We start from the raw sequence: 20,502 nt of genomic DNA, 5'->3' as shown, positions 1-20,502 counted from the left end.
CGACAAGTATTGAGGCACGCCGCCTGGCCGGCCGTGACCGGGTGACCAGCAATGAATGATCTACCGATCGAAGGTTTCACGACCATCAACGAAGGCGCGGCGATGGTCCTGCTGGTGGACGATCAGGCAATGATCGGCGAAGCGGTGCGCCGTGGCCTGGCCTATGAGGAGAACATCGACTTCCATTTCTGCGCCGACCCGCATCAGGCGGTGGCCCAGGCCATGCGGATCAAGCCCACGGTGATCCTCCAGGATCTGATCATGCCGGGCCTCGATGGCCTGACCCTGGTGCGCGAGTACCGCAACAACCCGGCCACTCAGGACATTCCGATCATCGTCCTGTCGACCAAGGAAGACCCGCTGGTCAAGAGCGCGGCCTTTGCTGCCGGGGCCAACGACTACCTGGTGAAGCTGCCCGATACCATCGAGCTGGTGGCACGCATCCGCTACCACTCGCGCTCGTACCTGACGCTGCTGCAGCGCGACGAGGCCTACCGCGCCTTGCGGGTGAGCCAGCAGCAGTTGCTGGACACCAACCTGATGCTGCAGCGGCTTATGAACTCCGACGGCCTGACCGGGCTGTCCAACCGCCGCCATTTCGATGAGTACCTGGAGCTGGAATGGCGCCGGGCCATTCGCGAACAGCAGCAGCTGTCGCTTTTGATGATCGATGTCGACTACTTCAAGGCGTTCAACGACAGTTTCGGCCACCTGGCCGGTGATGAGGCCCTGCGTCAGGTGGCCGAGGCCATCCGCGGCAGCTGCTCACGGCCCAGCGACCTGCCGGCGCGCTACGGTGGCGAGGAGTTCGCCCTGGTGCTGCCCAATACTTCGCCGGGCGGCGCGCGGCTGATTGCCGAGAAGTTGCGTCAGACCATCATGGGCTTGAACATTGCCCACACTGTGCCCGAGCACGGCTCGCACTTGACCGTGAGCATCGGCCTGGCCACCCAGACGCCGGCCGTTGGCAGCCATTGCCGGCAGTTGATCTCGGCGGCGGACAAGGGGTTGTATCAGGCCAAGAACAACGGCCGTAACCAGGTGGGCATTGCCTGAGCGCGGCATCCTCACGCTGACGCCATCCCTTGTAGGAGCGGCCTTGTGCCGCGAAAGGGGCGCGCAGCGCTCCCGGCGGTAGCGGCTTTGACACTGATATCCCGGGGCCGCTTTGCGGCCCATCGCGGCACAAGGCCGCTCCTACAGGGGGCGTGCATGGCTGATTGCGACGCCTGCCCGGCGGGTCTGCCGTCACGGCGCGGACTCGGTTATACTCGCGGGCTTTTCACCGAATTCGCACGAGAGCTGCCCGCCCATGGAAATCCAACCGATCCTGAACACCATCAAGGACCTCACCGAGCGTTCCGAGTCCATTCGGGGGTATCTTTGACTACGATCACAAGCATGATCGTCTGGTCGAAGTAAACCGCGAGCTGGAAGACCCGGCCGTCTGGAACAAACCCGAATATGCCCAGGCACTGGGTAAAGAGCTGGCCTCGCTGAAGCAGATCGTCGGCACCCTCGACGGCTTGGCCAGCGGCCTGGTCGACTCCCGCGATCTGCTGGACATGGCCGTCGAAGAAAACGACGAAGGCGCCGTGGACGACGTGGTCGCCGAGCTGCAGAAGCTGGAAGAGTCCCTGGCCCTGCTCGAGTTCCGTCGTATGTTCAGCGGCGAGATGGACCCGAACAACGCCTACCTGGACATCCAGGCCGGCTCCGGCGGCACCGAGGCGCAGGACTGGGCCAACATCCTGCTGCGCATGTACCTGCGCTGGGCCGACAAGCGCGGTTTCGACGCCACCATCATCGAGCTGTCCGAAGGTGAAGTCGCCGGCATCAAGGGCGCCACCGTGCACATCAAGGGCGAGTACGCCTTCGGCTGGCTGCGCACCGAGATCGGCGTGCACCGCCTGGTGCGCAAGAGCCCGTTCGACTCCGGCGCCCGCCGTCACACCTCGTTCTCGGCGGTATTCGTTTCGCCCGAGATCGACGACAAGGTCGAGATCGAGATCAACCCGTCCGACCTGCGCATCGACACCTACCGCTCCTCCGGCGCCGGCGGCCAGCACGTTAACACCACCGACTCGGCGGTGCGTATCACCCACGTGCCGACCAACACCGTGGTGGCCTGCCAGAACGAACGTTCCCAGCACGCCAACAAGGACACCGCCATGAAAATGCTGCGGGCCAAGTTGTACGAGCTGGAAATGCAGAAGCGCAACGCCGCCTCGCAAGCCCTGGAAGACAGCAAGTCGGATATCGGCTGGGGTCACCAGATCCGCTCCTATGTACTCGATGACTCGCGTATCAAGGACCTGCGTACCGGCGTCGAGCGTAGCGACTGCAACAAAGTCCTCGACGGCGATATCGACCAGTACCTCGAAGCGAGCCTCAAGCAGGGGCTGTAAGCATCTACGCCGTGGCAGGCCCGTGGGAGCGGGCTTGCCCCGCGATCCCTCACCCGCGAGGGCAACGAACACCTGATGGAAAGAATGACGACATGAGCGACCTCAAGACCGAATCGCAAGACCTGCAACAGGAAGAAAACGCCCTGATCGCGCTGCGCAAGGAAAAGCTTGCCGCCGAGCGCGCCAAAGGCAACGCCTTCCCCAACGACTTCCGTCGCGACAGCTACTGCAACGACCTGCAGAAACAGTACGCGGACAAGACCAAGGAAGAGCTGGAAGCAGCCGCGATCCCGGTCAAGGTGGCTGGCCGCATCATGCTCAACCGTGGCTCGTTCATGGTTATCCAGGACATGACCGGTCGCATCCAGGTCTACGTCAACCGCAAGACCCTGTCCGAAGAAACCCTGGCCGCAGTCAAGACCTGGGACCTGGGCGACATCATCAGCGCCGAAGGCACCCTGGCTCGTTCCGGCAAGGGCGACCTGTACGTCGAAATGACCAACGTGCGCCTGCTGACCAAGTCGCTGCGCCCGCTGCCGGACAAGCACCACGGCCTGACCGACACCGAGCAGCGCTATCGCCAGCGTTACGTCGACCTGATGGTCAACGAGGAAACCCGCCACACCTTCCGTGTGCGCTCGCAGGTGATCTCGCACATCCGCAAGTTCCTCATCGAGCGTGACTTCCTTGAAGTCGAAACGCCGATGCTGCAGACCATCCCCGGCGGCGCCGCGGCCAAGCCGTTCGAAACCCACCACAACGCGCTGGACATGGCCATGTTCCTGCGTATCGCGCCGGAGCTGTACCTCAAGCGCCTGGTAGTCGGTGGCTTCGAGAAAGTCTTCGAGATCAACCGCAACTTCCGTAACGAAGGCGTCTCGACCCGGCACAACCCCGAGTTCACCATGCTCGAGTTCTACCAGGCCTACGCCGACTACAACGACAACATGGACCTCACCGAAGAGCTGTTCCGCGAGCTGGCGCAGCTGGTACTGGGCAGCACCGACGTGCCGTACGGCGACAAGGTGTTCCACTTCGGCGAGCCGTTCGTGCGCCTGTCGGTGTTCGACTCGATCCTCAAGTACAACCCTGAGCTGACCGCTGCCGACTTGCAGGATGTCGACAAAGCCCGCGCCATCGCCAAGCAGGCCGGTGCCAAGGTGCTCGGCCACGAAGGCCTGGGCAAGCTGCAGGTGATGATTTTCGAAGAGCTGGTGGAGCACAAGCTGGAGCAGCCGCACTTCATCACCGAGTACCCGTTCGAAGTGTCGCCGCTGGCCCGTCGCAACGACGACAACCCGGCTGTGACCGACCGCTTCGAGCTGTTCATCGGTGGCCGCGAAATCGCCAACGCCTACTCCGAGCTCAACGACGCGGAAGACCAGGCCGAGCGTTTCCTGGCCCAGGTGGCCGAGAAAGACGCCGGTGACGACGAAGCCATGCACTACGACGCCGACTTCGTCCGTGCGCTGGAATACGGCATGCCGCCGACCGCTGGTGAAGGCATCGGTATCGACCGCCTGGTCATGCTGCTGACCAACTCGCCGTCGATCCGCGACGTGATCCTGTTCCCGCACATGCGTCCGCAGGCCTGAGTGTCCTGAACAAGCCGCCTTTCGAGGCGGCTTTTTCTTGCCTGAAGCTTTATGTCGTCAGTGCCGGCCTCTTCGCGGGGCAAGTCGCATCGGCGCACCGCCGCTCCCACGTCACACCACAACGCTCAGGCCCAGTGGTGTAACGTGGGAGCGGGCTTGCCCCGCGATGAGGCCGGTACCGGCAATCCATTGTTCATGAGGTAAACCAGAGTGACCCCCGCAATGGCCCCACAAGGCGCCGCCGGCATCGCCACCGCCGTCGCCGAAAGCGTGCAATACCAAGGCCGCAAGACCGCCCGCCAGGGCAGCGAGCAGCGCCGCCAGCAGATCCTCGACGCCGCCATGCGCATCGTCGTGCGCGACGGTGTGCGCGGTGTGCGCCACCGTGCCGTGGCTGCCGAGGCCGGCGTGCCGCTGTCGGCCACCACTTACTACTTCAAGGACATCCAGGACCTGCTGGCCGATACCTTCGCCCAGTACGTCGAGCGCAGCGCCGCCTACATGGCCAAGCTCTGGGCCAACACCGAAGGCGTGCTGCGCCAGTTGCTCGCCCAGGGTGACGGCAGCCCACAGGCGCGGGCGCGCCTGGCCGACGAGGTGGCGCGCATGACTGCCGACTACGTGACCCGCCAGCTGCACAACCGTCGCGACTTCCTTATGGCCGAGCAGGCCTTCCGCCAGGAAGCGCTGCTGTGCCCACGCCTGGCCGAACTGGTGTGCGCCCATGAGCAGATCCTGCTGCACGGCGCGCGGCAGATGCTCCAGGTGGTCGGCTCGCGCCAGCCCGAGCAGGATGCGCAGATGTTGACGGCGATAATCGAGCAGATGGAATATCAGGGCCTGCTCAAGGACGCGAATGCGCAGGCCGATGAGCAGATGCTCGCTATCCTTGTCCGATACCTGCAGATGGTGCTGGCCTCGGCTTGAGCTGCGAACGAATTCTCAAGGAGAACCCGATGAAAGCCTGGCGTGTGGTGTTGTTGACGTTGTCATTCCTCTTGCTGGGCGGTTGTCTGGTGGCCTTCCATGAACCGCTGCCGAGCAATCAGGCAGCGCCCAAGGCCCTGCTTGGCAAATGGAGCAGCAAGGACGCCTGGGGCGAGCCACTGAAACTCACCATCAGCCGCAGCGGCGGCGATGCCTACAAGGCAGTGGCGACCGCCAAGGGCAAGGCCCCTGAAGAGTACGTGTTCACGGTGTCGCGCCATGGCAACCGCTGGTACATGTCGGCCGGTGTGCCCAAGCGGCTGGGGGGCAACTTCCTGATTGGCGGTTTCGATATCGTCGAGGGCAAGGAACTGGTGGTCTACAACCTCGATGTCGAGCAGGTGCAGCAGGCCGTCGACAAGAAGGAACTGAGTGGGCGAAGCATCGAAGTCCCCGAAGAGAATGGCGAGGGTGTGTTGATCGACAGCCCGTCGGCGCGTGTGCTGGCGTACCTGGACGACCCAGCCAACTCCGACCTGTTCGTCGAGGTGGCGCGCTTCCAGCGCTCCGGCAAATAGAGTTACCGTACCGGCCTGTCGCAGATCCCGTGGGAGCGGGCTTGCCCCGCGACAGGCTCGACAAAGGAGTCCCCAGGTGGACGAGTACCAGCAGACCATACGTACGTTGTCCGACCGCATCGTGGCCGCGCAAACCCCCATTCGCGTGCTCGATGCGGTGAAATGGGACGACGGCATCCGCCAGGGCTTCCTCAAGGCCAAAGGCAAGGAACCACCCGCGGTGGACCGTGCCTACTACCAGAACCGGCCCTTGTCGTTCGATTCCAGCGCGGTGAAGGCCGAGTTCCAGAGCATCGAGCGTGACATCACCCGCCAGCTTGGCCAGTTCAACCCGGTCGGGCAGATCATGCGACGCATGTGCAAGGAATACCGCATGGTGGTGCGCATGCTCGAAGCGCGCGGCACCGAGGACTTCGGGCTGATTTCCCAGGAGCTGTACGGCGCGGCCTCCGACGCTTTCCATGCCGGTGACCCGACCCTCGCCGACCTGGGGCTGATGCTCTCGGACTACCTGAACAACATCGACGGCCGTGGCGACCTCAAGGACGAGCCGAAGAACCTCACGGCGAAAGAGGCGGTGGCGATCCTCCAGCGCCGCCTGAACAAGGTGTTCGGCGAGGCCGAGGAAACCATTCGCGTATTCGAGTCGGACGGCATCGTCGCCGACGCGGCGGCCGGCGCCGACTACATCAAGGTGCGCGCCGACGCAATGTTCAACAACCGCGACGTGCGCGCCCTGGAGGTACACGAAGGCCTGGTGCATGTCGGCACCACCCTCAATGGCCTGAACCAGCCGATCTGTACCTTCCTGGCCAAGGGCCCGCCCTCGTCCACGGTGACCCAGGAGGGCCTGGCGATCCTGATGGAAGTGATCGCCTTTGCCTCCTACCCCAGCCGCCTGCGCAAGCTCACCAACCGCACCCGGGCCATCCACATGGTCGAGGAGGGCGCGGATTTCATGCAGGTCTACGAGTTCTTCCGTGGCCAGGGCTTCGAGATGGGGCAGAGCTACAGCAACGCCAGCCGGGTGTTCCGCGGCTCGGTACCCAATGGCCTGCCATTCACCAAGGACTTGTCCTACCTCAAGGGCTTCATCATGGTTTACAACTACATTCAGTTGGCCGTGAAGAAGGGCAAGTTGGAACAGATCCCGTTGCTGTTCTGCGGCAAGACCACCCTGGAAGACATGCGCACCTTGCGCCAGCTGGTCGAAGAAGGGCTGGTGGAGCCACCCAAGTACCTACCGGAGCAGTTCCGCGACCTCAACGCGCTGTCGGCCTGGATGTGCTTCTCCAACTTCCTCAACCACCTGAGCCTGGACCGTATTGAAGCCGACTACGCGAACATTCTCTGACGCCTGCCGTCACCTCGCCTTCGGCCTTGGGCTGCTGCTGTTGAGTGGCTGCAGCAGCCTACTGTTCTACCCTGAGCGCGGTCAGCCGTTTACTCCTGAGCGGGCCAAACTCGACTACCGCGATGTCACCCTGACCGCCGCTGACGGCGTTCGCCTGCACGGCTGGTGGTTGCCGGCCAAGGCCGGTGTCGAGGTCAAGGGCACGGTGCTGCACCTGCATGGCAACGGCGGCAACCTGGCGGGCCACCTGGGGGGTAGCTACTGGCTGCCGGAGCAGGGGTACCAGGTGCTGATGATCGACTACCGGGGCTATGGCCTGTCCCAGGGCAAGGCCACCTTGCCTGAGGTCTATGAAGACATCGCGGCGGCCATGGCCTGGCTGGACCGCGCCCCCGAGGTGCAGGGCAAGCCATTGGTGCTGCTGGGCCAGAGCCTCGGCGGCGCCATGGCCATCCATTACCTGGCGGCGCACCCGCAGCTGCGCGAGCGCTTCAGCGCGCTGGTGTTCGACGGTGTGCCGGCCAGTTACCGGGCGGTGGGCCGCTATGCCCTCAGTACCTCCTGGATGACCTGGCCGCTGCAGGTGCCGCTGTCGTGGCTGGTACCCGACGGCGACAGCGCGATCCGCTCCATCGAACAGCTGGCCAGCCCGCCGAAGCTGTTCTTCCACAGCATCGATGACAGGCTGGTGCCCCTGGACAATGGCATTCGCCTGTACCAGCACGCTCCGCCCCCGCGGGTGCTGCAATTGACCCGCGGCGGCCACGTGCAAACCTTCGCCGACCCGACCTGGCGCCAGGTGATGCTGCGCTTTCTGGACGACCCCACGCATTTCAACGGCCTGCGCCGCCTGGCCGAAGTACCCAATTACCCTGACGAGAAGAACAAGCAATGAGTGAAGAACGCAACGCCATCCCGCTGATCCTGACCGGCGTCGGCAGCATCATCGTGACGGTGGGGGCCCTTTGGTATTACGGCTACCTGCATTTCGCCAAGCCTGAAGATGCCCTGTTGCTGCAGGACTTCACCATGCTCAAGACCATCCCGGGCGAGGACTACAAAGTTTCGCTGGAGCCGGCGCCGCAGGTGGCCCAGTGTATCGATGGTGTATTGGTGATGTTCGACACCGCGCAGAAAGGCTTGACCGGCGTGCTGGTGGACAACCGCAAGCGCGCGGTGCGCTGCATGGGGCAGGAGACGCCGCAGCAGACGCAGTGAACGATGGGGCCGCTGCAATACGGCCCTATCAGTTCAATCGCGCGCTCGCGACTGAGTAGACATCGCATCTTTCACGTTTGCCGATCGCGATGACAAGCACTACCACGCGTTGATCAATCACCTTGTAGACCAAGCGGTAGCCGGCTGATCTCAATTTGATCTTGTAGCAATCGGCCATGTTATTGAGCCGGTCTTTTTCGACTCTGGGTTGAGCCAGTCGAGCCTTGAGTTTCTTGGCAAGCTGCAGGCGCAATTGGGGCTCGAGCTTGCGGTATTCCTTCTGCGCCCGTGAATCAAACTCAAGGTTGTAGCTTGCTGTCGCGCTCTGCGTCGGCGATGAGCTCATCGATATCCACCCTCACTGTAGGCCCGCCAAGTCGCTGGCGTACCAGTTCGGCCAGTTGGATATCGTCAATCAGATCCATCATCGCCTCGTAGCGCGCTGGTGGTACTGCGTAGAAGGCAGGCTCGTTCCGATTGAGGATCACCACGGTTTCACCGTGCGCTTCGCGAATGGTGCCCATTGGGTCTTTCTTAAGGTCGGTGATGGATGCTGCCAGATCGGCGAGGACGTGGAAGGTCATAGTTGTATCAACCCTTTTATCGAGAAGAATGGCTGCGTCAGTTTAGTGCTTTGAAAGGTGTCTTTAAAGGTGCTTTTGACGAAAGGCCAAGCATGAAAAAACCCGCCATCAGGCGGGTTTTTTCATTCAGCCAGCAGCCCTCATTGCACTTGGCTCACCGCCCGCGGCATCACCGGCTGGTTATCGTTGGAGATGGTCACTTCCACCCGACGGTTCTGCGCACGGCCGGAGTTGCTGCCGTTGTCGGCCACCGGATACTCCTTGCCGTAGCCCTGGGCGACGATGCGCGCAGGGTCCACCCCGGCACGTACCAGCGCCATGCGCACGGCAGCGGCGCGGCGCTCGGACAGGCTCTGGTTGTAGTTGGCCGAGCCGACGCTGTCGGTGTAGCCCTCGACGATCACCTTGCGCTCCGGGTTCTCCTGGAGGAACTGCGCCAGTTTGGTGACGTTGGGGTAGGCACTGCTCTTGAGTTCGGCCTTGTTGAAGTCGAACAGTACGTCGCCGAAGGTCACCAGCGTGCCGCGCTCGGTCTGCTTGGCATTGAGGCTGTCCTGCAGCTTCTTGATCTGCGCGTCACGGGCATCGAGCTTGGCCTGGGCGCGTTGCGCGGCAGAGTTCTTCAGCTCGGCCTCGGCCGTGCGCAGGGTGATGGTCTGCTTGGCCACTTCGACGCGCTGGCTGGTGAGGTAGGCGAGCTGGTCGACCTTCTTGCTGTCCTCACGCTCCATATAGGCCTTGTCGGCCTTGTTCAGCCAGTCCTGGGCGTCCTTGGTTTCGAGGGCGGCCACCTTGCTCGACTGTGGGTCGCTCTGCAGCGCCGAGAAATTGCTGCGGGCCGATTCGAGGTTGGCGTTCGGGTCGTGGGAGCAGGCGGCAAGGCCGACGCTCAGGGCCAGCAGGGCGGGAATCATGACGTAATTGCGCATAGTGTTCATCCTTTGATCGTTAGCGAAGGCTTGGGGGCGCGGCAGGCCTATTCGGCGCTGCGCAGGCCTTCTTCACGTACGTCCTGGACACCCTGGCGGGCGTCCTGCACAGCCTTCTGGGCCTTGGCGGCCTGGGCCTTGCGTTCAGCGACACGGGCATCCCATTCAGCCTGTTCGGCGAGCATGCGGGCCTGGTCGTACTGCTTGTCGTGCATGGCAATCTCGGCCTGCTTGAACTTGTCCTGGGCCGCTTTCATTTCCACTGCGGCGAACTCGGTACCGCCGGCACTGACGGCAGCGTTCACTGCCGACTGGCTGACGGCATACTGCTCGGTGGGCGGCTTGCCGGCGCAACCGGCCAGCACCAGGCTGCTGCCCAGGGCCAGTGCGGCCAGCTTCAGCCCGCGCAGGTGAGTGGTGGAGGGTTTTGCAATGCGGGTCTTCATGGTGGTCAACTCCATTGGGTCACTCCTGTTAACGACGATGTCCGCGACCGGTCCATCGTTGTTCCCTAGCCAAGGCGTGCGCTGCAACGCCCGTGTTTGCAGGGTTCTGCCGTGATGGCTACTGGCTGTGACCGAGGCGTTTTTTGGATAGTTCAGAAAAATTGCTGTGCTAACGAAGTTTTTTTCTGACTGATTGGTCAGCGCGAAAAGGGCGGAACTTTGCGCTGCGCGGGAGGTATCTGCGGGCCTTAGAGCAAGGCCCGCAGAGGGTGAGGGCTTAGTGGCGTTCGTTTTTGCCCGGGCTGCCGAGCGCTGCCAGGTGACGGCGGGAGAGGGCGAGGAAGCGAGGGGTAGGGCCGATGTCCTCGTACAGCGGATCACCCTCTTCATCGGTGGCGATCACTTGCCGGCCCTTGATGTAGGGGAAGCTGGCTTCCAGCTCTTCGAGCGCGGCGGCGACCAGTTCGCCAAGCAGCTCTTCAGGGCTGCGCTTGGGGTACATCTCGGTCAGCGCGGCCAGGCGCGCTTCGGCTTCCATGTCCAGGTGCAGGACATGCCCGGTGGGGCTCAAGCGTCCGGCGGCATTCTGTTCCCAGTGCTGGGCGAGTTCGCGGATTTTCATGATGACCTCTGTCAAAGCCTCGAAAGTGGCATTGCTTCGGATGACCACTCTTCACTTTAGTTGCTTTGCCCGCGCCCGGCTTGCCAGGCGCGGCCTGGAGTCGGCACTCTTGGGGCTTGCTGTTTCCTGGAGTGGAGAGGCCCGATGAGCGATATCGATCTGCGTTTGCGCGAGGATGTGCATCTTTTGGGGGAGCTGCTTGGCGAGACCATCCGTCAGCAGCATGGCGAGGCGTTCCTGCAGAAAGTCGAGGACATCCGCCACAGCGCCAAGGCCGACCGGCTGGTGGAGGGTGAAAAGCTCAGCTCGACCCTGGGCGACCTGGCCGAAGAGGACCTGCTACCCGTGGCGCGGGCCTTCAACCAGTTCCTCAACCTGGCCAACATCGCCGAGCAGTACCAGTTGATTCGCCGTCGCGATGCCGACCAGCCGCAGCCTTTCGAGGCGCAGGTGCTGCCCGAGCTGCTGGCCCGGCTCAAGGCGGCCGGGCACAGCGACGATGCACTGGCCCGGCAGTTGGCCAAGCTCGACATCCAGCTGGTGCTCACTGCCCACCCCACCGAGGTGGCCCGCCGTACCCTGATTCAGAAATACGACGCCATCGCCGCGCAACTGGCAGCTCAGGACCATCGCGACCTGAGCCCCGCCGAGCGCGGGCAGGTACGCGAACGCCTGCGCCGGCTGATCGCCGAGGCCTGGCACACCGAGGAGATCCGCCGCACCCGGCCCACGCCGGTGGACGAAGCCAAATGGGGTTTCGCGGTGATCGAGCATTCGCTCTGGCATGCCATCCCCAGCCACCTGCGCAAGGTCGATGCGGCGCTGTTCCAGGCCACCGGCCTGCGGCTGCCGCTGGAGAGCGCACCGATCCGCTTCGCCTCGTGGATGGGCGGCGACCGTGACGGCAACCCCAATGTCACCGCCAGCGTGACCCGCGAAGTGCTGCTGCTGGCACGCTGGATGGCCGCCGACCTGTTCCTGCGCGATATCGAGAACCTGGCCGCCGAGCTGTCGATGCAGCAGGCCAGCGCTGCCTTGCGCGAACAGGTCGGCGACAGCGCCGAGCCTTACCGCGCGCTGCTCAAGCAACTGCGCGACCGTCTGCGCGCCACCCGTACCTGGGCCCAGGCGTCGTTGGCGGCTGCGCAACCGGCCAGCGCTGCCGTGCTGGTCGACAACCGTGACCTGATCGCGCCTCTGGAGCTGTGCTTCCAGTCGCTGCATGAATGCGGCATGGGGGTGATTGCCGACGGGCCGCTGCTCGACTGCCTGCGCCGGGCAGTGACCTTCGGCCTGTTCCTGGTACGCCTGGACGTGCGCCAGGATGCCGCCCGCCATCGCGATGCGCTGAGCGAGATCACCGATTACCTGGGGCTCGGGTGCTACGCCGAATGGGACGAAGCGCGGCGCATCGAGTTCCTCCAGGCGGAGCTGAAGAACCGCCGCCCGTTGCTGCCCGGGCACTTCAAGCCCCAGGCCGATACCGCTGAAGTGCTTGCCACCTGCCGCGAGATCGCCGCTGCGCCTGCTGCCTCGCTGGGTTCCTATGTGATTTCCATGGCCGGTGCGGCCTCCGATGTGCTGGCGGTGCAACTGCTGCTCAAGGAGGCCGGGCTGACCCGGCCGATGCGCGTGGTGCCGTTGTTCGAGACCCTCGCCGACCTGGACAACGCCGGGCCGGTGATGGAGCGCCTGCTCGGGCTGCCGGGCTACCGGGCCGGCTTGCATGGGCCGCAGGAAGTGATGATCGGCTATTCCGACTCGGCCAAGGACGCCGGCACCACGGCGGCGGCCTGGGCGCAGTACCGCGCTCAGGAGCAGTTGGTGCGCATCTGCCGCGAACACCAGGTCGAACTGCTGCTGTTCCATGGCCGTGGCGGTACGGTCGGGCGCGGCGGCGGCCCGGCCCATGCGGCCATCCTGTCGCAGCCGCCGGGGTCGGTGGGCGGGCGCTTCCGTACCACCGAGCAGGGCGAGATGATCCGCTTCAAGTTCGGCCTGCCGGGGATTGCCGAGCAGAACCTCAACCTCTACCTGGCCGCGGTGCTGGAGGCGACCCTGCTGCCACCCCCGCCGCCGCAACCGGCCTGGCGCGCACTGATGGACCAGTTGGCCGCCGACGGGGTCAAGGCTTACCGCAGCGTCGTGCGGGAGAACCCCGACTTTGTCGAGTACTTCCGCCAGTCCACCCCGGAACAGGAGCTTGGCCGCCTGCCGCTGGGCAGCCGCCCGGCCAAGCGGCGTGCCGGGGGCATTGAGAGCTTGCGGGCAATCCCATGGATTTTCGGCTGGACCCAGACCCGCCTCATGCTGCCGGCTTGGCTTGGCTGGGAAACGGCGCTGAACAATGCCCTGGCCCGTGGCCAGGGCGAGCTGCTGGCGCAGATGCGCGAGCAGTGGCCGTTCTTCCGCACCCGTATCGACATGCTGGAAATGGTGCTGGCCAAGGCCGATGCGCAGATTGCCGAGGCCTACGACCAACGTCTAGTGCAACCGCAGCTGCTGCCATTGGGTGCGCATCTGCGCGACCTATTGTCGCAGTCGTGCCAGGTGGTGCTGGGCCTGACCGGGCAGTCGGTGCTACTGGCGCACAGCCCCGAAACCCTGGAATTCATCCGTCTGCGCAACACCTACCTCGACCCCTTGCATCGCCTTCAGGCCGAGCTGCTGGCCCGCTCGCGCAACCGCGAAGCCGCTCTGGACAGCCCGTTGGAGCAGGCCCTGCTGGTCACCGTGGCGGGCATCGCGGCCGGTTTGCGCAATACCGGTTGAGGCGCTCAAGCCGCGCTTGCGGTCGGCAAGCCATCAGCTGCCGACCCTGAACCCGAGGGCTGGTTGCGCCGGGCGCAACCGGAGCCTCGCGGGGCTGCGACGGACCCTTTGCTGCCCCGTTGGGACGCTTGTCGGGGGGGCGGGGGCTGTGTATCTTGAGCAGCCTTTGGACCGAATTTGCGGTCTCGACCGATTTTCCGGAGTTGGCCTTGTGCGCCGAATCCGTTGATTTGCATAGAAAAATATGAGGAGCACAAGATGCGTGTAATTCTGCTGGGAGCTCCCGGGGCCGGTAAAGGTACTCAGGCAAAGTTCATCACCGAGAAGTTCGGCATTCCCCAGATCTCCACCGGCGACATGCTGCGTGCTGCCGTCAAGGCCGGCACCCCGCTGGGTCTGGAACTGAAGAAAGTCATGGATGCCGGCCAACTGGTCTCCGACGAGTTGATCATCAGCCTGGTCAAGGAGCGCATCGCCCAGCCGGACTGCGCCAACGGCTGCCTGTTCGACGGTTTCCCGCGCACCATCCCGCAAGCTGAAGCCATGGTCGCTGCCGGTGTCGCCATCGACGCCGTGGTCGAAATCGCCGTGGACGACGAAGAGATCGTCGGCCGCATGGCGGGCCGCCGCGTACACCTGGCCTCGGGCCGCACCTACCACATTCAGTACAACCCGCCGAAAGTGGAAGGCAAGGACGATGTCACCGGCGAAGACTTGATCCAGCGCGACGACGACAAGGAAGAAACCGTGCGTCATCGCCTGTCGGTCTACCACAGCCAGACCAAGCCGCTGGTGGACTTCTACCAGAAGCTGTCGGCCGCCAACGCCGGCAAGCCGAAGTACAGCCACATCGAAGGCGTCGGCTCGGTCGAGTCGATCACCGCCAAGGTGCTGGCAGCCCTGAGCTGATCCATCACCGTGCGTCACGACGGCCCGCTTGCGGGCCGTTGTCGTTTATACTGCCGCTCTTTTTCCCCTGTCCCTTGGAAACCGCGTTCGATGACCACCTTGCTGGCCCTGGATACCGCCACCGAAGCCTGTTCCGTCGCCCTGCTGCATGACGGCAAGGTGACCAGCCATTACGAGGTGATCCCGCGCTTGCACGCGCAGAAGCTGCTGCCGATGATCAAGCAGTTGCTGGCCGATGCCGGCGTGGCGCTGAGCGCCGTGGATGCCATCGCCTTTGGTCGCGGCCCGGGCGCCTTTACCGGCGTGCGCATCGCCATCGGGGTGGTCCAGGGCCTGGCCTTCGCCCTGCAGCGCCCGGTGCTGCCGATCTCCAACCTGGCGGCGCTGGCCCAGGGCGCGTTGCGCGAGCACGGCGTGCAGCAGGTCGCCGCTTCCATCGATGCGCGCATGGACGAGGTGTACTGGGGCTGTTACCGGGCGGAGCAGGGCGAGATGCGCCTGGTTGGCCAGGAAGTGGTGGTGGCACCAGAGCGCGTCAGCTTGCCTGAAGGCCTGGCCGGCGAGTGGTTTGGTGCCGGTACTGGCTGGAGCCTGGCCGAGCGCCTGGCGGTGCAGGCCAGCGCCAGCGATGCCGCTGCACTGCCCAATGCCCTGGATATCCTCACCCTGGCCACCCATGCCTGGGCCCGTGGTGAAGCGGTCGCCGCCGAGCAGGCGCAACCGGTGTATCTGCGCGATAATGTCGCTACGCCCAAGGCACGCTGAGGTCGTTCGTCGGCTATCGCCGTTCACGATAAAACCTTTTGCGCGAACTGTGGTCCAGTTATCGTTCGGGCATTAGCGATGGATCTCTGATGCTGCTAAATTGCCATCATTGATCCTGAGTGCCCACGCCATGCGTATCGACGGCTTCTCCTCGCAGAGTTACCCCATCAAGCGCCCGCCGCGCAAAGCGCCGGTGCGTGACGAAGCGATCGATGACGCCGAGATCATCGAAGAGCCCGAGCAGCAGGCCAGCCGTGCCAACCGCCGCAGCGCCAACCTGCCAGCCCGCCAGCAGGACCTGATCTTCCCCCGCGCCCGTGACCGGCGTACCTCCACGGCACTGGCCAGCTACCTGACCACCGCAGGCTTCACCGACTGGGATATGGAAGTGCTGGGGCTGGACCTGTACATTTGACGGATGATTCCGTCCCCCCAGCCCTACTTTCTCGGTTGTCCCTCCTGGAGCGAAAACGCCTGGCGTGAGTATCTCTATCCCGCCGATGCACGCACGGCTGAGTTCCTCGGCTTGTACAGCCAGGTCTTCAATGCCGTGGAAGGCAACACTACCTTTTATGCCCGGCCAGCACCTGCGACGGTAGAGCGCTGGGCGCAGATCATGCCGGCGGGCTTTCGCTTCACGGCCAAGTTTCCGGGCGATGTCAGCCATGCCGGGGATCTGCGCGCGCAACTTGATTCGGCGATCGACTTTACCCGATTGATGGCGCCGTTGGGGCAGCGCGTGTCCCCATACTGGCTGCAGTTGCCGGCACAGTTCGGGCCCTCGCGCATGGGTGAGCTGGCCTATTTCCTGGATGAGGTTGGCGTGCCGGTTGCCGTTGAGGTGCGCAACGATGCGTTCTTCGCCCGTGGAGACGAAGAACGCCTGCTCAATCGGCTGTTGCATGAGCGGGGTGTCGAGCGCATCTGCCTGGACCCGCGAGCGCTGTTCAGCTGTACATCCCGTGAGCCTGGGGTGCTGCATGCGCAGTCCAAGAAGCCCAAGGTGCCGCCGCGCCCGTGTGCGTTCAGCCAGCATCCGCAGGTGCGCTTCATCGGTCACCCTGAGCTTGCGGCCAACGAAACATTCCTTACCCCCTGGGTCGACAAGGTGGCGGTGTGGATCGAGGAGGGCCGTAGCCCCTATGTATTTCTGCACACCGCCGACAACCGGATGGCGGCAGCGCTTGCCCAGCATTTCCATCAGCGCCTGATGGCACGCCTGCCCGGGCTGGCCGCGTTGCCGGAATTGCCGCGCGCGCCCGAGGTCGAACAGCTAGGGCTACTCTGACGACACTCTCTTCATCTGCCGGAGGTTGAACCATGGATGTGCAAACCCTGCGAGCCGAAGCCTTCAAGGCGCTGCATGAGCGCGATGGTGCATTCGTCATTCCCAACCCTTGGGATGCCGGCTCGGCCAGGATGCTCGCGGCCCTTGGCTTCGAGGCATTGGCCACCACCAGTGCGGGGCTGGCGTTCAGCCTGGGGCGCCCGGATACCGAAGGCGCCCTGAGCCTCGAGGAAACCCTGGCCAATGCCCAGGCCATCGTGGATGCCACGCCGCTGCCGGTGGCGGCAGACCTGGAAAACGGCTTTGGCGATTTGCCCGAGGACTGTGCGCAGACGATCCTGCGCGCCGCCGCAAGCGGCCTGGTGGGCGGCTCGATCGAAGATGCCAGTGGCCGCAGCGAGGCGCCGATCTACGACTTCGACCTGTCCGTGGCGCGAGTGCGCGCTGCCGTGGAAGCCGCTCGCCAACTGCCATTTCCGTTCACGCTCTGCGCCCGCGCCGAGAACCTGCTGCACGGCAAACTGGATCTGGACGACACCATCCGGCGCCTGCAGGCCTATGCCGACGCCGGTGCCGATGTGTTGTATGCGCCTGGGCTGCGCAGCGTCGAAGAGATTCGCGCGTTGGTGCAGGCCGTGGCGCCCAAGCCGGTAAACGTGCTGATGGGAATGCCGGGGGTGTCGCTTGGCGTCAATCAGTTGCAGGATCTGGGCGTGAAGCGCATCAGCGTCGGTTCGTCGCTGGCCCGCGTCGCGCTAGGCGCCTTCCAGCGCGCGGCGTTGGAAATCCGCGAACAGGGCACGTTCGGCTATGGCGATCAGGCGATGCCATTTGCTCAGCTCAATGATCTGTTTCGCCGCTGAGACCCTGTACGCATAGCCTTTAGGCTATTGGTCGGCGCATCGTGCAGTGCGGCCGTCACTCCCGGTGTCGGCCAGAAAGCCTGCGTTCTCAGGCGTATGCGCGGACGTTGTTCAACACCACTGGGCGGGCCCAATGGGTATCGAACTCCAGGTCGTTTTGTTGCTTGGCCAGGGTGGGCCCGTCGAAGGGCTCTGGCGCCGGGTCGAGCAGGTTCATCTCGAATTCGGCGATCGGCAGGAACAGTGGGCGAGGCGATGGCGCGGGGCCGGGCTCGGCAATCGGATGGCCCTGGCTCATGACCACCGGGCGCAGCCAGCTGTTGCTGATGTCGAGGTCACGCTGCTGAGTGATCAGCTCGGCGGTGCTGAAGGGTTCGGGTGCCGGTTCCAGCAGGTTGGCCTCGAGCTCCGCCTTGGGCAGGAACAGCGGCTCGGGAGGGGTGATTTCGGTGTCATGCACCGGCAGGGCGCGCTGGGCGTCGATCAGGGCCAAGGCCCTGGCGCCGCCGACGGGTTCGCCACTCTCTTTGTCGTACTGCACCAGCGCCTGGCTGACGCTGTCGATTTCCCCTTGCGGCTGCTCGGCCATGGCCCGGGCGAAGAAGTCCTGCCACAGGTGGCTGACGCCGCCCAGTGCCTGGGAGTTCTGTCGACCGTAGTTGCCGACAGGCGACAGGTAGGTCAAGCCGATGGGGAGAGTGTCTGACATGGCAGTCGCGCGCGTTGTGCTCTGGCAGAATAGCGGATACTGCGTGTATCGGCTGAGGCCGGGGTTTCATTAATTAATTTCGAGTGCGGGATCCGATGGTAGAGCAAGAGCTGGGCACAGGTATCAGGATCGAGGCACTGGCCCCCGAATTCCAGGCGCAGGCGTTGGCATGGGCCGAACGCCTGGGCTTGCCGCTGGCCGACGAGGCGGCCGGGTTTGCCGTGCAGGTCGGTGCCGATGGCCTGCAGATCCAGCAACTGGGCCCGCAGGCGCCTGGCCCTGTGCGGGTGGATTTCGTCGAGGGGCAGGCGGCGCATCGGCGGCTGTTCGGTGGTGGCAGCGGGCAGATGATCGCCAAGGCGGTGGGTATCGCTCAGGGCGTGCGGCCGCAGGTGCTCGATGCCACTGCGGGGTTGGGCAAGGATGCGTTCGTGCTGGCCAGCCTGGGCTGTCAGATGACCTTGATCGAGCGTCAGCCGTTGATTGCAGCGTTGCTGGAAGATGGCCTGGCGCGGGCGCGGGGGGATCTTGAGGTGGGGGCTATCGTCGAGCGCATGCGGCTGCTGACTGGCAATGCCATCGAGCGCATGCGCGGGTGGGAAGGGGAGGCGCCCCAGGTGATCTACCTTGATCCGATGTTCCCGCATCGGGACAAGAGCGCGCTGGTGAAGAAGGAAATGCGGGTGTTCCGGCCGTTGGTCGGTGATGACCTGGATGCACCGGCGTTGCTCGAGGCGGCGTTGGCGTTGGCTTCGCACCGGGTGGTGGTCAAGCGGCCGCGCAAGGCGCCGATTATCGATGGGCCGAAGCCGAGTCATAGCCTTGAGGGCAAGTCGAGTCGGTACGATATTTACCCGAAGAAGGCGTTGAAGGTTTGAGTTGAGGTGGTTGGTGCAAGTCGTAGGCGCGGGGGCGGGATATCTGTCGGTGTGGCATGTGACGCGGTGTTTGGGGTGATTTGGTAGGCGTCCCTTTCAAGGGTTCGGGGAGGCTGGCAGGTGTTCGGCGAGGTTTTTTCAGCGCCTATCAGATCGAGCGCCGCCCGCGCGGCGCATCGCGGGACAAGCCCGCTCCCACATTTGTTTCGGGCCAATTATTCCTGTGAAAGTGCCGGTGCCTGCCTTGGTGCATGCCTTGAGTCATGTGAAGCAGCGTTAGCGACCACGCCAAAACCGCGTTGTACCAACAAGGCGGACCAGGTGATGGCACAGGAAAGACTGGCCCGAAACAGATGTGGGAGCGGGCGAGGGTGTCAGAAATTTTGTGTTCGGGCATACCATGAGTAAGAGGTGCATGTATGCCAACCAAAAAGAAACCGCTTCGAGAGTTACCGAAGGTCCCGAAAGAGCTGCTTGAACAGTTTTCCGCGACCCCGCTGATGACCGCCGAGGCCATTGAGGAGGCCTCTGCCGCCTTCAAGAAAGCACTGATCGAGCGAGCCCTGAACGCCGAACTTGGTCATCACCTGGGCTATCCTCCGGGCGCGCAGCGCCCAGAGGATGAGACCAACCAGCGCAATGGCACGAGTGGCAAGACTGTGCTGACAGGCGATGGCCCGCTACGGCTGGATATCCCTCGGGACCGTGACGGCAGCTTCTCGCCCATTCTGATCCCCAAGCATGAGCGCCGTTACACCGGATTCGATGACAAAATCATCGCCATGTACGCCCGTGGAATGACGGTCAGAGAGATACGGGCCTTCCTGTCCGAGCAGTATGGAACCGACGTTTCACCCGATTTCATCAGCTCTGTGACAGACGAGGTCATGGAAGAGATTGGCGCGTGGCAGCAGCGGCCACTGGAGCCGATGTACCCGGTCATTTTCTTCGATGCGCTGCGGGTGAAGATCCGCGAAGAAGGCCTGGTGCGCAATAAGGCCATTTACCTGGCGCTGGGCGTTCTTCCCGACGGGACGCGCGATATCCTGGGCATCTGGATCGAGAACACCGAGGGTGCAAAGTTCTGGATGAAGGTCTTTAACGATCTCAAGAAGCGTGGCGTCGAGGACGTGCTGATTGCCGTGACCGACGGCCTCAAAGGCATGCCAGAAGCCCTCAGCGCAGTATTTCCAGAGACGACGTTGCAGACATGCATCGTGCACCTGATCCGCAACAGCCTGGACTATGCGGCGTGGGACAAGCGTCGAGAGCTGGCCAAAGCGCTGAAACCGATTTACCAAGCCATCAATGCCGAAGCGGCTGAGCAAGCACTCGATGAGTTTGAGAGCGGGCCGTGGGGCGAGAAATATCCGACGGTGGTGGCTGCCTGGAGGCGCGCCTGGGATCGAGTGATTCCATTTTTCGTCTTCCCACCGGCCATCAGGAAGGTGATTTACACCACCAACGCCATTGAGAGCATCAATGCTCAGCTACGCAAGATCATCAAGACCCGGGGCCATTTTCCGAACGATGACGCAGCCACCAAACTGATCTGGCTGGGGCTGCGAAACATCACGGCGAATTGGGGCTCGGCGGCGCATGATTGGAAAAGTGCAATGAATCAGTTTGCGATTCTGTACGGAGATCGGTTCATCAG

The 20,502-nt window shown here is 63.8% G+C and carries 22 protein-coding genes; 16 read left to right on the top strand and 6 right to left on the bottom strand.

All coding sequences use genetic code 11. The features are described from left to right. The first annotated feature begins 51 nt into the window (after positions 1–51). The 8 genes from ACO6VM_RS13955 (at position 52) to ACO6VM_RS13920 (ending at position 8,080) form a co-directional block, all read left to right on the top strand. Positions 52–1,056 carry a diguanylate cyclase gene (locus tag ACO6VM_RS13955; protein WP_422403432.1) on the top strand — a complete coding sequence of 335 codons (1,005 nt, stop codon included), beginning with the start codon at positions 52–54 and terminating at the stop codon, positions 1,054–1,056. Positions 1,057–1,312: 256 nt separating this feature from the next. After that, a protein-coding gene (gene prfB / locus ACO6VM_RS13950) for a peptide chain release factor 2 (RefSeq protein ID WP_347149841.1) occupies positions 1,313–2,408 on the top strand; the annotation gives its coding sequence in 2 pieces (ribosomal slippage) (positions 1,313–1,384 and positions 1,386–2,408; 1,095 coding nt in all). A gap of 92 nt (positions 2,409–2,500) precedes the next feature. Continuing rightward, positions 2,501–4,003, top strand: a complete 1,503-nt coding sequence (lysS, locus tag ACO6VM_RS13945) for a lysine--tRNA ligase (RefSeq protein WP_422403431.1) — start codon at positions 2,501–2,503, stop codon at positions 4,001–4,003. A 222-nt stretch (positions 4,004–4,225) separates the two neighbouring features. Beyond that, a complete protein-coding gene (locus tag ACO6VM_RS13940; RefSeq protein ID WP_153786251.1) occupies positions 4,226–4,930 on the top strand; it encodes a TetR/AcrR family transcriptional regulator in 705 nt (234 codons plus the stop codon). Between the two features lie 29 nt (positions 4,931–4,959). Next, complete coding sequence (locus tag ACO6VM_RS13935; RefSeq protein ID WP_279847326.1) at positions 4,960–5,508, top strand: hypothetical protein; 549 nt, start codon at positions 4,960–4,962, stop codon at positions 5,506–5,508. 76 nt (positions 5,509–5,584) lie between these two features. Continuing rightward, complete coding sequence (locus ACO6VM_RS13930; RefSeq protein WP_422403430.1) at positions 5,585–6,862, top strand: flavohemoglobin expression-modulating QEGLA motif protein; 1,278 nt, start codon at positions 5,585–5,587, stop codon at positions 6,860–6,862. After that, positions 6,834–7,757: an alpha/beta hydrolase gene (locus ACO6VM_RS13925; protein ID WP_422403429.1), complete on the top strand. Its 924-nt coding sequence runs from the start codon at positions 6,834–6,836 to the stop codon at positions 7,755–7,757. Before ACO6VM_RS13930 ends, ACO6VM_RS13925 begins: the two co-directional genes overlap by 29 nt. Continuing rightward, positions 7,754–8,080, top strand: coding sequence for a hypothetical protein (locus ACO6VM_RS13920; RefSeq protein WP_401058757.1), 327 nt, complete (start codon positions 7,754–7,756; stop codon positions 8,078–8,080). The genes ACO6VM_RS13925 and ACO6VM_RS13920 overlap by 4 nt, the downstream gene beginning before the upstream one ends. A 28-nt stretch (positions 8,081–8,108) precedes the next feature. On the opposite strand, the gene ACO6VM_RS13915 is transcribed toward ACO6VM_RS13920, so the two are convergent. From ACO6VM_RS13915 to ACO6VM_RS13895, 5 genes are all read right to left on the bottom strand, one after another. Beyond that, positions 8,109–8,426, bottom strand: a complete 318-nt coding sequence (locus ACO6VM_RS13915; protein WP_422403428.1) for a type II toxin-antitoxin system RelE family toxin — start codon at positions 8,424–8,426, stop codon at positions 8,109–8,111. Then, positions 8,380–8,664: a type II toxin-antitoxin system Phd/YefM family antitoxin gene (locus ACO6VM_RS13910; RefSeq protein WP_125857657.1), complete on the bottom strand. Its 285-nt coding sequence runs from the start codon at positions 8,662–8,664 to the stop codon at positions 8,380–8,382. Before ACO6VM_RS13910 ends, ACO6VM_RS13915 begins: the two co-directional genes overlap by 47 nt. Before the next feature lie 140 nt (positions 8,665–8,804). Beyond that, positions 8,805–9,593 (bottom strand): OmpA family protein, encoded by a 789-nt coding sequence (locus tag ACO6VM_RS13905; protein WP_422403427.1) that lies wholly within the window; start codon positions 9,591–9,593, stop codon positions 8,805–8,807. A 47-nt stretch (positions 9,594–9,640) separates the two neighbouring features. Beyond that, complete coding sequence (locus ACO6VM_RS13900; protein ID WP_125462894.1) at positions 9,641–10,054, bottom strand: DUF4398 domain-containing protein; 414 nt, start codon at positions 10,052–10,054, stop codon at positions 9,641–9,643. 262 nt (positions 10,055–10,316) lie between these two features. Beyond that, a complete protein-coding gene (locus tag ACO6VM_RS13895) occupies positions 10,317–10,661 on the bottom strand; it encodes a pilin assembly protein (protein ID WP_401058751.1) in 345 nt (114 codons plus the stop codon). Positions 10,662–10,805: 144 nt separating this feature from the next. Here ACO6VM_RS13895 and ppc point away from each other — a divergent pair, with 144 nt between their 5' ends. The 6 genes from ppc (at position 10,806) to ACO6VM_RS13865 (ending at position 17,258) form a co-directional block, all read left to right on the top strand. Continuing rightward, positions 10,806–13,433 (top strand): phosphoenolpyruvate carboxylase, encoded by a 2,628-nt coding sequence (gene ppc / locus ACO6VM_RS13890; protein ID WP_422403426.1) that lies wholly within the window; start codon positions 10,806–10,808, stop codon positions 13,431–13,433. A 258-nt stretch (positions 13,434–13,691) separates the two neighbouring features. Further along, the gene (gene adk, locus ACO6VM_RS13885) at positions 13,692–14,342 is read left to right on the top strand and encodes an adenylate kinase (protein WP_422403425.1); all 651 of its coding nucleotides are present in this window, start codon (positions 13,692–13,694) and stop codon (positions 14,340–14,342) included. Positions 14,343–14,432: 90 nt separating this feature from the next. Then, the gene (tsaB, locus tag ACO6VM_RS13880) at positions 14,433–15,107 is read left to right on the top strand and encodes a tRNA (adenosine(37)-N6)-threonylcarbamoyltransferase complex dimerization subunit type 1 TsaB (RefSeq protein ID WP_401058746.1); all 675 of its coding nucleotides are present in this window, start codon (positions 14,433–14,435) and stop codon (positions 15,105–15,107) included. A gap of 130 nt (positions 15,108–15,237) precedes the next feature. Continuing rightward, positions 15,238–15,522, top strand: a complete 285-nt coding sequence (locus ACO6VM_RS13875) for a hypothetical protein (protein WP_110995541.1) — start codon at positions 15,238–15,240, stop codon at positions 15,520–15,522. 3 nt (positions 15,523–15,525) lie between these two features. Then, positions 15,526–16,395 (top strand): DUF72 domain-containing protein, encoded by an 870-nt coding sequence (locus tag ACO6VM_RS13870; protein WP_401058744.1) that lies wholly within the window; start codon positions 15,526–15,528, stop codon positions 16,393–16,395. Positions 16,396–16,427: 32 nt separating this feature from the next. Next, positions 16,428–17,258 (top strand): isocitrate lyase/PEP mutase family protein, encoded by an 831-nt coding sequence (locus ACO6VM_RS13865; protein ID WP_422403424.1) that lies wholly within the window; start codon positions 16,428–16,430, stop codon positions 17,256–17,258. Positions 17,259–17,346: 88 nt separating this feature from the next. On the opposite strand, the gene ACO6VM_RS13860 is transcribed toward ACO6VM_RS13865, so the two are convergent. Next, positions 17,347–17,967, bottom strand: a complete 621-nt coding sequence (locus ACO6VM_RS13860; RefSeq protein ID WP_422403423.1) for an energy transducer TonB — start codon at positions 17,965–17,967, stop codon at positions 17,347–17,349. A gap of 95 nt (positions 17,968–18,062) precedes the next feature. On the opposite strand from ACO6VM_RS13860, the gene ACO6VM_RS13855 reads away from it, so the two are divergent. Then, positions 18,063–18,845, top strand: a complete 783-nt coding sequence (locus tag ACO6VM_RS13855; RefSeq protein ID WP_390969388.1) for a class I SAM-dependent methyltransferase — start codon at positions 18,063–18,065, stop codon at positions 18,843–18,845. A gap of 419 nt (positions 18,846–19,264) precedes the next feature. Next, positions 19,265–20,502 (top strand): IS256 family transposase (locus tag ACO6VM_RS13850; protein ID WP_422403422.1); only part of this gene is annotated, 1,238 nt, incomplete at its 3' end.

It is taken from the genome of Pseudomonas sp. GZD-209 (assembly GCF_049310485.1).
Classification (GTDB): Bacteria; Pseudomonadota; Gammaproteobacteria; order Pseudomonadales; family Pseudomonadaceae; genus Aquipseudomonas; species Aquipseudomonas sichuanensis.
This window is presented reverse-complemented; position numbering and strand designations above follow the sequence as displayed.

Excerpts from the sequence above, each read along its gene's own strand:
- adk (WP_422403425.1), top strand. The coding sequence starts at position 13,692 with ATGCGTGTAATTCTGCTGGGAGCTCCCGGGGCCGGTAAAGGTACTCAG.
- ACO6VM_RS13875 (WP_110995541.1), top strand. The coding sequence starts at position 15,238 with ATGCGTATCGACGGCTTCTCCTCGCAGAGTTACCCCATCAAGCGCCCG.
- ACO6VM_RS13935 (WP_279847326.1), top strand. The coding sequence starts at position 4,960 with ATGAAAGCCTGGCGTGTGGTGTTGTTGACGTTGTCATTCCTCTTGCTG.
- ACO6VM_RS13900 (WP_125462894.1), bottom strand. The coding sequence starts at position 10,054 with ATGGAGTTGACCACCATGAAGACCCGCATTGCAAAACCCTCCACCACT.
- ACO6VM_RS13860 (WP_422403423.1), bottom strand. The coding sequence starts at position 17,967 with ATGTCAGACACTCTCCCCATCGGCTTGACCTACCTGTCGCCTGTCGGC.
- ppc (WP_422403426.1), top strand. The coding sequence starts at position 10,806 with ATGAGCGATATCGATCTGCGTTTGCGCGAGGATGTGCATCTTTTGGGG.
- ACO6VM_RS13910 (WP_125857657.1), bottom strand. The coding sequence starts at position 8,664 with ATGACCTTCCACGTCCTCGCCGATCTGGCAGCATCCATCACCGACCTT.
- ACO6VM_RS13915 (WP_422403428.1), bottom strand. The coding sequence starts at position 8,426 with ATGAGCTCATCGCCGACGCAGAGCGCGACAGCAAGCTACAACCTTGAG.
- lysS (WP_422403431.1), top strand. The coding sequence starts at position 2,501 with ATGAGCGACCTCAAGACCGAATCGCAAGACCTGCAACAGGAAGAAAAC.
- ACO6VM_RS13870 (WP_401058744.1), top strand. The coding sequence starts at position 15,526 with ATGATTCCGTCCCCCCAGCCCTACTTTCTCGGTTGTCCCTCCTGGAGC.
- ACO6VM_RS13940 (WP_153786251.1), top strand. The coding sequence starts at position 4,226 with ATGGCCCCACAAGGCGCCGCCGGCATCGCCACCGCCGTCGCCGAAAGC.
- ACO6VM_RS13920 (WP_401058757.1), top strand. The coding sequence starts at position 7,754 with ATGAGTGAAGAACGCAACGCCATCCCGCTGATCCTGACCGGCGTCGGC.
- ACO6VM_RS13955 (WP_422403432.1), top strand. The coding sequence starts at position 52 with ATGAATGATCTACCGATCGAAGGTTTCACGACCATCAACGAAGGCGCG.
- ACO6VM_RS13855 (WP_390969388.1), top strand. The coding sequence starts at position 18,063 with ATGGTAGAGCAAGAGCTGGGCACAGGTATCAGGATCGAGGCACTGGCC.
- ACO6VM_RS13895 (WP_401058751.1), bottom strand. The coding sequence starts at position 10,661 with ATGAAAATCCGCGAACTCGCCCAGCACTGGGAACAGAATGCCGCCGGA.
- ACO6VM_RS13865 (WP_422403424.1), top strand. The coding sequence starts at position 16,428 with ATGGATGTGCAAACCCTGCGAGCCGAAGCCTTCAAGGCGCTGCATGAG.
- ACO6VM_RS13905 (WP_422403427.1), bottom strand. The coding sequence starts at position 9,593 with ATGCGCAATTACGTCATGATTCCCGCCCTGCTGGCCCTGAGCGTCGGC.
- tsaB (WP_401058746.1), top strand. The coding sequence starts at position 14,433 with ATGACCACCTTGCTGGCCCTGGATACCGCCACCGAAGCCTGTTCCGTC.